General features: G+C 53.8%; 10 protein-coding genes. 9 read left to right on the top strand and 1 reads right to left on the bottom strand.

Features of this window, described 5'->3' with window-relative positions; translation table 11 throughout:
• The 3 genes from RBB34_RS19470 to RBB34_RS19460 form a co-directional block, all read left to right on the top strand.
• Window positions 1–458, top strand: a 458-nt coding sequence (locus tag RBB34_RS19470; protein WP_306120907.1) for an IS3 family transposase, incomplete at its 5' end; no start/stop codon positions are given.
• A gap of 1,014 nt (window positions 459–1,472) precedes the next feature.
• The gene (locus tag RBB34_RS19465) at window positions 1,473–1,898 is read left to right on the top strand and encodes a hypothetical protein (protein ID WP_306120906.1); all 426 of its coding nucleotides are present in this window, start codon (window positions 1,473–1,475) and stop codon (window positions 1,896–1,898) included.
• The gene (locus RBB34_RS19460) at window positions 1,895–3,205 is read left to right on the top strand and encodes a relaxase (RefSeq protein ID WP_306120905.1); all 1,311 of its coding nucleotides are present in this window, start codon (window positions 1,895–1,897) and stop codon (window positions 3,203–3,205) included. Before RBB34_RS19465 ends, RBB34_RS19460 begins: the two co-directional genes overlap by 4 nt.
• On the opposite strand, the gene RBB34_RS19455 is transcribed toward RBB34_RS19460, so the two are convergent.
• A complete protein-coding gene (locus RBB34_RS19455) occupies window positions 3,184–4,140 on the bottom strand; it encodes a calcium/sodium antiporter (protein WP_306120904.1) in 957 nt (318 codons plus the stop codon). The genes RBB34_RS19460 and RBB34_RS19455 overlap by 22 nt on opposite strands.
• Before the next feature lie 285 nt (window positions 4,141–4,425).
• On the opposite strand from RBB34_RS19455, the gene RBB34_RS19450 reads away from it, so the two are divergent.
• The 6 genes from RBB34_RS19450 to RBB34_RS19425 all read left to right on the top strand — a co-directional run.
• Window positions 4,426–4,605 carry a hypothetical protein gene (locus RBB34_RS19450; protein ID WP_306120903.1) on the top strand — a complete coding sequence of 60 codons (180 nt, stop codon included), beginning with the start codon at window positions 4,426–4,428 and terminating at the stop codon, window positions 4,603–4,605.
• Between the two features lie 427 nt (window positions 4,606–5,032).
• Window positions 5,033–5,221, top strand: a complete 189-nt coding sequence (locus tag RBB34_RS19445) for a helix-turn-helix domain-containing protein (RefSeq protein ID WP_346432554.1) — start codon at window positions 5,033–5,035, stop codon at window positions 5,219–5,221.
• Window positions 5,221–8,439 (top strand): helicase-related protein, encoded by a 3,219-nt coding sequence (locus tag RBB34_RS19440; protein ID WP_306120902.1) that lies wholly within the window; start codon window positions 5,221–5,223, stop codon window positions 8,437–8,439. The genes RBB34_RS19445 and RBB34_RS19440 overlap by 1 nt, the downstream gene beginning before the upstream one ends.
• The gene (locus tag RBB34_RS19435) at window positions 8,436–9,218 is read left to right on the top strand and encodes a DUF4391 domain-containing protein (RefSeq protein WP_306120901.1); all 783 of its coding nucleotides are present in this window, start codon (window positions 8,436–8,438) and stop codon (window positions 9,216–9,218) included. Before RBB34_RS19440 ends, RBB34_RS19435 begins: the two co-directional genes overlap by 4 nt.
• 10 nt (window positions 9,219–9,228) lie before the next feature.
• Window positions 9,229–11,133: a site-specific DNA-methyltransferase gene (locus RBB34_RS19430; protein WP_306120900.1), complete on the top strand. Its 1,905-nt coding sequence runs from the start codon at window positions 9,229–9,231 to the stop codon at window positions 11,131–11,133.
• A 14-nt stretch (window positions 11,134–11,147) separates the two neighbouring features.
• A partial coding sequence (locus RBB34_RS19425; RefSeq protein WP_306120899.1) for a DEAD/DEAH box helicase family protein occupies window positions 11,148–11,901 on the top strand: 754 nt, incomplete at its 3' end.

Here is an 11,901-nt window from a genome sequence, read left to right as displayed (position 1 = left end):
CGATGCGGCGAGGCTTGCTCTATCTCGTCGCCATCATGGACTGGTTCAGCCGCAAGGTGCTGGCCTGGCGGCTGTCGAACACGATGGATGCCGACTTCTGCGTCGCCGCTCTCGAAGAGGCGATCGCCCGGCACGGCAGGCCCGACATCTTCAACACGGATCAGGGAAGCCAGTTCACCAGCTTCGCCTTCACCACCACGCTGAAGGACGCCGGCATCCGCATCTCAATGGACGGGCGCGGCCGCTGGATGGACAACGTCTTCATCGAACGGTTGTGGCGCAGCCTCAAATACGAGTGCGTGTTCCTCAACGCCTTCGAGACGGGAAGCGAAGCCCGCAACGGGATCGGTTCCTGGATCGACTATTACAACCGGAGACGCCCGCACTCGACCTTCGGCGGCAGGACACCACACGAGGTCCATGCTACGGCGGAAATGACGGAGACACTGGCGGCATAGAAACGAACCCGATCCACCTTAGCCAAGCCGCAAAACTGTCTCACCAGGCGGGTCCACCTCTTAGTATCGCCCCTCGTCTACAGCTACTTGCGCCGTGGAGAGATCGAGCCAAGTGAATAGGGCGTCGACCGTGAAGCGTATTTTGACGCGATCTGCGCCGAAACCAGCGTAGCGGTCTGGTCGAAGCAGATGATGCGTGGGCACTGCGACCGGGTCCAAGCAGGAGCGCCGCGACCAGTCGATCTACCGGTCCAGGGCGTTGCCAGCCTTAAGGCGGCCATGATCTTGCTGGTGCTGCGCTGCTCTTAGGTCGATCGGCTGATCTGGTCGCGACAAGCCGAGGATAACTCGATGGCATGAACCCGCGAGGCCTTTTGCAGACCGCGCTTGCATTCGGACCCGACTATCACGCTCCGTTCGCGGACAACTTCAATAAGATGCCGTAACACCAAGCCATGCCTGGCGCAGAACAGCCTCTGTTCAGTATGGCACTGCAAGGCTACGACCACTATCCGCTCGCGTCGAAAAAGGGGATGGTGACGGCCGACAGGGACTTCGTGCTACCGATCAACGCCAAGCTCCCAGTCTAGAGCTGAAATCTCACCAAGAGTGTAGTGCTATGGCGAAGGAATAGTTCGAATCTTCATCGCGCGTGGCCCGCCGGCTGGTAGTCGAACCTTCGGCGCTCATCTCGCATCAAGGCGTACTTGCTCGCACAACAGCGAACCATTTCGCACGTGGTGTGGCACGTGAGATTCGAATCCAAAAACTCAGCGTGAGTAAACGGGTCAATGGACTTTTTGCGCGCCTGAGTGAGGAACCTGCTTCCGCAAAATGTCCACGTAAGCACCGCGTAAGCACTATTTCCGATGAGGGGAAATTTATAAGACGCTGATTTTATGAAGAAAATGGCGCACCTCGACGTAGAAAGTTCGAACACTTTGTTCGAGGTGCTTCAGGAATGGGAAGACCATCTCGCACAACTAGACCTAAAGGGTCTGGGGTGCGGCGACAATGGCAAACCTAAGCCCTGATTTCATCAAATCAGCCAGCCAGGACGAAAAACCAAGGGCGAAGTATCCTCCGCCCTTCTCCCTGCGTCTCACGTACGAGGAGCGTGCGCAGCTTGAGGAAGCTGCGGCTGGCAAACCTTTGGGCGCTTACATCCGCGAGAAGTTGCTTGGCGGTGATGTAACCCCGCGCAAAAAATCTGGAAACCGTCCGGTCAAAGACGCGGAAGCCTTGGGGCGTGTTCTTGGCGCTCTTGGAGAGTCGCGCCTATCCAGCAATCTCAATCAACTCGCCAAAGCCAGTAATAGCGGATCGTTGCCGGTCACGCCGGAGACGGAGCTTGAACTCTGGGCTGCTTGCCAGGAAGTGCGCGCGCTTCGTGCCGATCTCCTTCGCGCTCTCGGAAAGTCGCCGGAGGGCGGGCCATGATCCTTAAAGCGAAGGAAAGAGGAAACGCGCCGCAACTAGCTCAATACCTGCTTTCCATGCGGGACAACGATCATGTCGAGCTGCATGCTGTTCGCGGCTTTGCCAGTGATGAGCTGCTGGGAGCTTTTCACGAAGCCGATGCGATTGCCCGTGGGACGCGCTGTCAGAATTACCTGTTCTCCCTGAGCCTCAACCCGCCGGAGAATGCGCATGTCAGCACCGAGGCTTTTGAACAAGCCATCCAGAAGGTTGAAGCCAGGCTGGGACTGGATAACCAGCCATGTGCCATCGTCTTTCATGAGAAAGACGGTCGTCGCCACGCCCATGCGGTTTGGTCGCGCATACAGTCTGCCGAGATGCGCGCCATCAACCTCCCGCACTACAAAGCGAAGCTCAAGGACGTATCGCGGGAACTCTTTCTCGAACATGGATGGGACATGCCGCGTGGCATGCAGGATCGCAGTTTTCGCGATCCGCTAAGCTTTACGCGGGCCGAATGGCAACAATCCAAACGTGCCGGTCTCGATCCGCGGGAACTCAAAACCGTTCTTCACCAATGCTGGGAAAAATCGGACAACACAGCTTCCTTTGATCTGGCGCTACGGGAGCGCGGCTTCTGGCTCGCCAAGGGGGATCGGCGGGGATTCGTGGCAGTCGATTATCGTGGCGAGGTCTACTCCCTTTCACGCTTTTGCGGCGTGAAGGCCAAGGACATGAAAGCCAGATTGGGAGAGCCCGACCCATTGCGATCGGTCTCCGATGCGAAGATCGAGATCGCGGCCACGATGAATCAGAAGCTGGAAAGCTTCATCCGCGATGCAGAGCGCCAAGCCAAACATCGCCTAGCTTTGTTGGCGTTCCGCAAAGCCGAGCTCAACGACCAGCAACGAAAAGCGCGCCAAGAACTGAGGGCGGCGCATGCGAAGCGCTGGCAAAAAGAAAGCGAGCTTAGAGCAAGCCGTTTGCCGAAGGGATTCTCCGGCATATGGCATCGCATCACTGGTCAGTACGGCAAGATCAGAGCGCAAAACGAGCAAGAGACCCTGCAAGCTTACCAGCGCGACCGTGATGAGAAAGATGCGCTGATCTTCGAGCAACTGGTGAAGCGCCAAGCCCTGGCGCAAGATATCCGCGCGCAGCGTTCATTGGCGAGTAGCGAGTTGCTGCGACTTCGCGAGGACGCAGCGAATTATGACCGGCTGCGTCAGAGTAAGCCTGCGCAGGAGCGGAAGCGTGAAAGCCACCAAGCTTCACGGAAAACTAGAAAAGGCCGTTTGCGAACTGGCTATAGCGTACTCAACAGGTAGCCTGCGTAGCATACGTAGGCCGCCAACATAACTGCGCCTTCTCGTCGGCCAACACGCCAGCCTGTGCGAGCGAAGAGCAGCAACAACCAGGTCGCTGCCAACATCACCCAGATATCGAGCCTTACAAATTCGGCTGGCACGGCGATCGGTGCGATGAGAGCTGTGACTCCCAAAATGCCGAAGATGTTGAAGATATTGCTGCCAATGATGTTGCCCAGCGCAACATCGCTTTGGCCTTTTCGTGCGGCGATCACCGAGGTGATCAGCTCGGGAAGAGAGGTGCCTACGGCAATGATGGTAACGCCGATGATTGATTGCGGGATACTCATCGCCGTCGCGATTGAAATAGCGCCGCTCACTAAGAATCGAGCGCTCACAATGGTAATCACCAGTCCGGCAGCCATAAGCGCGAGGTCGCGCAACTGAGAGTTCGGTTTATGTGCGACGAGTTCTGACTCGGCAACATAAACGTCTTGTGCTGGCGTCGGGCGGCGCTTCTCAAGATAAATCGTGACCGCAACATACCCCGACAAACATGCGAACAGGGCTGCGCCAGATACGCGATCAAAGGTTCCAACCAATGCCAGTGCAATGCACGCAAGGCACGCGAGCAGCATAACCGACCCATCGCGTCGCAACGCTGCAGGGTCGGTTACAATCGGATTGATGAGCGCTGCACCGCCGAGAATCAAAAGAATGTTCGCAATGTTGCTGCCAATGACATTGCCAACAGCAATGCCGGGCGAATTCGCCAGAGCAGCTTGAACGCTGGTTACGAGTTCTGGCGTTGATGTGCCGAACCCAACCAAGGTGAGTCCGATAATCATCGGAGAAATGTTGAGACTGCGAGCAACGGCAACCGCGCCTTGGACGAGCAAGTTGCCGCCGAACACCAAGCCGATGAAGCCGCCAACGATGTAAGCAAGATCAAGCATAGCCCACACTATCACGGCTGATTGCTGGCGCAGCGGTTCAATTCAAAACAGTCCACGAAAATAAACGATTGCCCCTTGAAGACTGCTTGTTTCAACCTGCGATCAATTTGAGGCCGCCAACAAACATCGCAGCCTCAAACTGCTTCTGCTCGTTTCCTCGTTCTCCACCAACTTGTTTTTGAAGGTCAGCCCGACCCATCAGCGCCTTCTATGCCGATGATGATGTGTGACGGGGCCGAAAGGCCCTGAATGGTTCGGGGCCTCCTTGAAAGAAAGGAGGATACGATGAAACGCGTCTCACAATTTGAAGCAGCTAAATTGAGCACCGGCGAATTGAACGGTTTGCTGACTGAAGCCTTTTGGGCTTTCGCAACGGCTCGCCGTGGCTCGAAAGAGCGCCAGGATGCTCTGGCCTCGATCAAAAATATCGAGCGTGAACTGGCAGCTCGTCCTCCACGCTTCTAACCTTGCGCGGCTGGCCGTTCGGTCAGTCGCTTTCTTCCATCTTGTAGATTTGGAAAAACGGTTGCGCATGCAACCGGACTAGGCCAGCGCCAATGAGCGGGGGGATGCCGTCAAGACCGCAGACAGCGGTGGGTGATCACCCACCCTGCACAAACGAAGTGCGGAAGGACGGGAAAACCGCTAGCTGCGCCCAAAGGGCTCGGTCTTTACGGCGGATGGGGCCGCAGGCCCCTAAAACAGACAGAAAAACCAGCCTCAAGGTTGGCGTCAAATTATGCGCAAGGGATCGAAGCCGCATAGCCGAGAAGACAGGCTCGGTTCACGAGAACCCGGCCCGCAAGGGTGTGCAATCATTAAATCTAACCCTTGAGGTCTTCCAGTTATTGCCGTATTTTCTCAAAAATTGTCACTTTTTCCGGAATTTGGTATGCAGACCGATATTATGACGATCAAGGAAGTCGCGGACTATCTGAAGATCACGGAAAAGACGGCGTATAGGCTCACGGCAGAGGGAAAAATCCCAGGGTTCAAGGTCGGAGGCGCTTGGCGTTTTAGAAAGCAAGAGATTGATGCGTGGATTAACAAGCAGATGAAGGACACTAGGGCGAGCAACTAATGCTTCTGGACAACAGGAAGAACGGCAAGGTCGGAGAAGCACTGCGCGGCTATCTCACTGAAGGTACGAAGCTTTCGGTTATCTCTGGCTTGTTTTCGATCTATGGCTTCGAGTCTCTGAAGAAAGAGCTGAAGTCCGTTGACGGCATTCGGCTGCTATTGGCTCAAGACCCTGCCAATGACTCTTCAGATGGAAAGGCGGCTGCGCTCGCGGGTGATGAGTTCGAGCTTCGGTTCAAGAACCAACTAGACCAAAATCGTATCGCGAAAGAGTGCGCAAAATGGCTTTCGGATAAAGCCGAAATAAAGATTGCAAAAAACCCCCGTGCCTTTGGACAGAACCTTCTTCTTGCGGAAGGAAAAAACGGTAACGCCATCGGTATTCAAGGAAGTTCGGATTTTACATCGACGGGCTTCGGATACTCCGAGTCAAACCGTTTTCATATGAATATGTGCGCGCAGGACGCACCAAGCACGAAGTCCATGTTGGAGTGGTTCGAGACGATTTGGAACGATCCATCGGCGGTCGAAGACGCGAAGGCAATGCTGCTCGAAAGATTAGAGTTGCTCGTGAACGACCAGACTCCCGAGTTCATCTACTTCATAACGCTGTACAATATCTTCAAAGATTTTCTTGAAGACATAGACGAAGAGAACATCATCAAGTCCAAGACGGGCTTCAAAGACACGCTTGTGTGGAACAAGCTCTACAAGTTCCAAAGGGACGGCGTTCTCGGCGCAATCGACAAGCTCGAAAAATATAACGGGTGCATCATCGCTGACAGCGTTGGTCTGGGCAAGACGTTCGAAGCGCTGGCTGTCATCAAATATTACGAGTTGCGCAACGACCGCATTCTCGTCCTTTGCCCTAAGAAGCTGCGCGACAACTGGACGGTCTATACCGTCAACGACAAGCGAAACCTGTTGGCAGCGGATCGCTTCAACTATGACGTGCTGAACCACACCGATCTCACGCGTCTTCAAGGTCGATCTGGCGAGATCAATTTAGAAACACTGCATTGGGGGAACTATGACCTTGTGGTCATCGACGAGTCCCACAATTTCCGCAACGCTACCTCCGCCAAAGAAGGTTTGACGCGCTATTCGCGCCTGATGGATGAGATCATCCGATCCGGCGTGAAGACCAAAGTGCTGATGCTTTCGGCAACGCCTGTAAACAACCGTATGAACGACCTGAAGAACCAGGTCGCGTTTATCACGGAAGGAATCGACAGCGCCTATAGCGATCAAGGGATCGGGAGTATCGAAGAAACGCTGCGGAAGGCACAAACGCGGTTCAACAACTGGCTGCGCCAGGAGGATAACGAAAGAACGGTCGAGGGCCTGCTCGACAGCATGAATTTCGACTACTTCAAGCTGCTCGACCTTCTCACGATTGCGCGCTCACGCAAGCATATCGAGAAATACTACGATGTGACGGAGATCGGCTCATTCCCTGAGCGTCTTCAGCCGATCAACATCAAGGCCGATATTGACACAACGGGGCAGTTTCCACCGCTGCGAGAAATCAACCGCACCATCCGCAAGCTGAATTTGAGCGCCTACTCGCCGCTCAAATATGTTCGCGCTGACAAGCGTGAAGAGTACAGCCGCAAATATGATGTGAAGGTCAAAGGCGGTCAGTCGGTCTTCCGCCAGATCGACCGCGAACAAAGCCTTATCCACCTGATGCGCGTGAACCTGCTCAAGCGCATGGAAAGCTCGATCAATTCGTTCGGGCTGACGCTTGAAAAGCTGCTTGGGGAAGTCGAGAGCTTACTCGAAAAACTGGAGCATCATAGCGCCAGTGACATCGAAGAGCTTGGCATCGAAGATGTCGAGACTGACGATCCTGCATTCGATGACTACCTGATCGGGCGCAAGGTCAAGGTGCTCATCAAGGACATGGATGAGCATCGCTGGCGGCAGGATTTAGAAGACGACCGCAGCAAGCTGGCAGCACTGCTGGATGAAGCGCGGAAGATCGATGCGGATCGGGACGCAAAGCTACACAGCCTCCGAGATGTGATCGCTGACAAGTGCCGTAATCCGATCAATGACGGCAATCGCAAGATCATCGTCTTCACAGCATTTACCGACACAGCGAACTATCTTTACGAAAATATCGCGGGCTGGGCGAAGGATACCCTTGGCATTCATGCCGCTCAAATCACAGGTAGCGGCACGAACAAGACGAACCTGATTGGTCAGAGCACGAACTTCGATAGCCTGCTGGCATCATTCTCGCCTGTTTCCAAGGAAAGGTCGAAGATCGACGAAGCGGCGACGGAAGAGATCGACCTGCTCATCGCAACCGACTGCATTTCAGAAGGCCAGAACCTTCAGGACTGCGACTACCTGATTAACTACGATATTCATTGGAACCCTGTGCGGATCATCCAGCGCTTCGGGCGGATCGACCGTCTCGGATCGAAGAATGCGGTCATCCAGCTTGTGAATTTCTGGCCGAACATGGAGCTGGATGAGTACATCAACCTTGAGGCGCGCGTGAGCGGACGGATGGTGCTGCTCGACATCTCGGCCACGGGCGAAGAAAACGTGATCGAGCAAGACGCAGGCGGCGCGATGAACGATCTTGAGTATCGCCGCAAGCAGCTACACCAGCTTCAGAATACGGTTGTCGATCTCGAAGATATGTCGGGCGGCGTGTCGATCACCGATCTTACGCTCAATGACTTCCGCATGGATTTGTCGGCTTTTATGAAGGAGCATCTTGAAGAGCTTAAGGACGCGCCGACAGGTTTGTTCGCAGCCGTGACGTTAGATCATGCGGTAAAGCTCGAAGGTCTGCCGCCTGGCGTAATCTTCTGTCTGAAGAACGTCGGCAAGCCCGTCAGGAACGATGACGGCTACGCACTTGCGCCCTACTACCTGACCTACGTCAGCGATGACGGCCAAGTGTGCCTGACCTTCACGCAGTCAAAGAAGGTGCTCGATGTCCTGAAGAAGCATGGCCTCGGCAAGCGCTCGGTAGACAAGAACGCAGTTTCCCGCATGAGCGCAAAGACGAAGAACGGGCGCGACTTGAGCCATTACCGCGCCCTGCTGGAGAGCGCCGTGGCAAGCGTTGTTGGAAAGTCAGAGGAAAAAGGCGTCGAAAGTCTGTTCTCCCGTGGCGGAACGAACCTGACCAAGGACAGCTTCCAGAGCATGGAGGACTTCGAGGTGGTTAGCTACATGGTGGTGAACACGCCATGACAGACATCCGCACAATCGAACAATTCCACGAAAACCTCGCCGTGCCTGAAGCTTGCGTGCTCGGCAAACGACTGTTCAAGAAACAGTTTTACGAGCACGGCCAGCTTGGCGCAACTGACAAGAAAGCCTTTGTCGAAGACATCGAAGGGATCGAGTGGCGCTACACGATTAAGCCTTCGACGATCAACATCCCCAAGCTCGAAGATGACACGCACGAGTATCTTGAGATTGCGATTTTGCAGGTAGTGCTTACGGCTGCTGATCGACACCAGCGAATTGCGTCGGTGATCCAGAAGGCCATCCCTTACCCGCTGCTCATCCTGTTCGTCTCCGGTACACGCCTGGCCGTCAATGCTGCCGACAAGCGGATCAATCGCGCCGATGCAAACAAGATCGTGACGGAGAATAGCTATGATACGGGCTGGATCGATATCGGCTCACCTGAGCCAGCGCAAGCAGCGTTCGTCGCGGACTTCCGCGTGACGAATTTCAGCTACCGAAATCTCTACGATTTCTATCAGGACGCGGTCGCGCGGATCATCGCCTTGAACTGTGCCGCCTATACAGGGCGTTACGCGCAGCAAGGCGAAGCGGAGAGCGCATCAAAGGGCAAGACGGCACGTCTGGAAGCGTTACGCCAGATCGAGAAGTTTCATCAGGAGCGGAACGAACTCCGCAATAAGCTGAAGAAAGAGAAAAACCTTGGGTCTCAGGTGAGTCTGAACACGAGGATCAAGCAACTTAGTGACCGCATCGAAGCGGCACGGAACGAATTGTGAGGAAACGACAATGGACGCATTGAAAAAGGAGGACGGCGAAAGCCTGAACATTATCGACGAAAACATCGAAGCGTTGAAGGCCATCTTCCCCGATGCCTTCACCGAAGACGGCGTAGACTTCGAAGCACTTCGTCAGCTCTTAGGTGATCAGATCGCTGAAGGTGACGAGAAGTTCGGCCTAACATGGTTTGGCAAGAAAAAGGCTCGGCAAATTGCGCTCACTCCATCCACTGGAACACTCCGTCCCGCCCGCGACGAGAGTGTAGATTGGAGCGCAACGCAAAACCTATTCATAGAGGGTGATAACCTTGAGGTATTGAAGCTATTGCAGAGGGGTTACGCAGGCAAAGTTTCGATGATCTATATTGACCCTCCTTACAACACAGGAAGGGAATTCATATACCCTGACAAATTTCAAGACAATCTGGAGACTTACCTGCGATATACATGCCAAATCGACAACGAAGGGATGAAATTTTCTTCCAATACAGAAGCTGGCGGGCGAAAACATTCAAATTGGCTTACGATGATGTATCCCCGCCTGAAATTGGCGAAAACATTTTTGAAGAACGATGGAGTTATTTTTGTTTCGATAGACGACAATGAAATCTCGAACCTTCGCGCGATTATGGATGATATATTTGGCGAAGAAAATTTCATAAGCCAAATTATCTGGAAGAAAACGGAGAATATTAAAATGGATTCTCGTTTTCTGTCTCAGAACAAAGACTACGTTCTGTGTTATCGAGCAAGTGCGGATCTGACTGAGTTTGCGAAAGAGCAATCAGACATATCTCGCTTCAACTTAGAGGATGATAGGGGGAAATATTATCTTCGAAAGCTGGACAGTAAGAGCTCCGCATATCGAAAAACACTTGATTATGTGATCGAGCACGAAGGCGTCAGTTACTACGCTGGTGGATCATTTGAAGATTGGCAAGGAAGGCAGCGTGGTGAAGTTGGTGGTTTTGCGCCTCGCTGGCTGTGGTCGGAGGAGAAGTATAAGCAAGGCCTCGCGGAGGGCGACATAGTTTTCAAAAATGGTAACGTTTACAACAAAGTACGCTACGACGGGGTGGCAAAAAAACCTCACGTGGACATGCAGACACTTGTGTCAGGACAGACCGCTCAAAAAGAGCTTGATCAGCTTTTTGGCAAGCGAATGTTTGATCACCCGAAGCCCCCTCAGCTCATTGAGTGGCTCCTTAGTCTTTTGCCAGACAATGAAGATGCAACAGTCCTTGATTTCTTTGCTGGGTCATCAACCTCTGCACATGCGGTCATGCAGGCAAACGCGAAAGATGGCGGAACAAGGCGTTTCATAATGATCCAATTGCCAGAGGCAATTGATGAGGGCCACGATGCATCGCGTGCTGGAATGAGGGATATAGCCCAGCTTAGCCGAAAACGAATTGTTTTGGCGGCAGAGAAATTAAGAGAAGACTACGCTGAAGAGATTGCAAAACGCGAGTTTCCATTCGACACAGGATTCAAATCTTTCAAGCTCGATCAATCTAACATCCGAGCCTGGAATCCCGACGCATCCGATCTTGAGCAGAGCCTGCTCGACCACGCCGAGCACCTTGTGGAAGGCCGAAGCGAGCAAGACGTGCTGTATGAGCTGCTGCTCAAGCGCGGGGTCGATCTAACCGTTCCGATTGAAGAGAAAGAGATTGCGGGCAAGGCAGTCTACAGCATCGGCTTCGGTGTGCTGTTCGCCTGCCTTGATGACGATATCAAGAAGGACGAAATCGAGCCGCTCGCACAAGGCATCGTAGCCTGGCACAAGGAACTTGAGCCTGCTTCGGACACGCAAGTCGTCTTCCGCGACAGCGCTTTCGCCGACGACATCGCCAAAACCAACATGACGGCCATTCTGGAGCAGAATGGCATCGCTCATGTGCGCAGCCTGTAAGATCGGGGGCGCACATGAAACTGCATTTTGAAGATGATCTGGACTATCAGCAGGCTGCGATTGAGTCAGTCGTAGACCTGTTTCAGGGACAGGATATCAATCGCACGGAATTCACAGTCACTTATCGCCCCGAGGATTCAGCGCAGGGCTCATTCGGGATCACTGAGAGCGAGCTTGGCATTGGCAATCGGCTTGAGCTGCTTGACGATGAAATCCTTGAGAACCTTCGCGCGATACAGTTGCGCAACGGGCTTCGGCCATCCGAGTCGCTCACGAGCGGCGACTTTACGGTCGAGATGGAGACAGGCACGGGCAAGACATACGTCTACTTGCGAACGATTTTCGAGCTGAACAAGCGTTACGGCTTCACCAAGTTCGTGATTGTCGTTCCGTCCGTCGCGATCAAGGAGGGTGTCTACAAGACTCTTCAGATCACGCGTGATCACTTCGAAAACCTGTACCCCATCGCCAAAGGCTACGAGTACTTCCTGTATGATTCAAACAAGCTCGGGCAAGTGCGAAACTTCACAACAAGCCCGAACATCCAGATCATGGTCGCCACCGTCGGGGCAATCAACAAGAAGGATGTGAACAACCTATACAAGGACAGCGAGAAGACGGGCGGTGAGAAGCCCATCGACCTTGTTCGCGCCACTCATCCGATCATCATCGTGGATGAACCGCAAAGCGTAGACGGCAGCCTAATGTTTGAGTCAAGCAGCATTTTTGAAGTTTGTCGCGTAGGGCGTCCGGTTGCTGACGATGGCC

This window comes from Roseitalea sp. MMSF_3546, assembly GCF_030732865.1.
Classification (GTDB): domain Bacteria; phylum Pseudomonadota; class Alphaproteobacteria; order Rhizobiales; family Rhizobiaceae; genus Roseitalea.
The sequence above is the reverse complement of the archived record's forward strand: the minus strand, read 5'-3'. Positions and strand labels throughout refer to the sequence as shown.

Coding starts and splice junctions, on each gene's coding strand:
- RBB34_RS19450 (WP_306120903.1), top strand. CDS start 4,426: ATGAAACGCGTCTCACAATTTGAAGCAGCTAAATTGAGCACCGGCGAA.
- RBB34_RS19455 (WP_306120904.1), bottom strand. CDS start 4,140: ATGCTTGATCTTGCTTACATCGTTGGCGGCTTCATCGGCTTGGTGTTC.
- RBB34_RS19460 (WP_306120905.1), top strand. CDS start 1,895: ATGATCCTTAAAGCGAAGGAAAGAGGAAACGCGCCGCAACTAGCTCAA.
- RBB34_RS19440 (WP_306120902.1), top strand. CDS start 5,221: ATGCTTCTGGACAACAGGAAGAACGGCAAGGTCGGAGAAGCACTGCGC.
- RBB34_RS19430 (WP_306120900.1), top strand. CDS start 9,229: ATGGACGCATTGAAAAAGGAGGACGGCGAAAGCCTGAACATTATCGAC.
- RBB34_RS19465 (WP_306120906.1), top strand. CDS start 1,473: ATGGCAAACCTAAGCCCTGATTTCATCAAATCAGCCAGCCAGGACGAA.
- RBB34_RS19445 (WP_346432554.1), top strand. CDS start 5,033: ATGCAGACCGATATTATGACGATCAAGGAAGTCGCGGACTATCTGAAG.
- RBB34_RS19435 (WP_306120901.1), top strand. CDS start 8,436: ATGACAGACATCCGCACAATCGAACAATTCCACGAAAACCTCGCCGTG.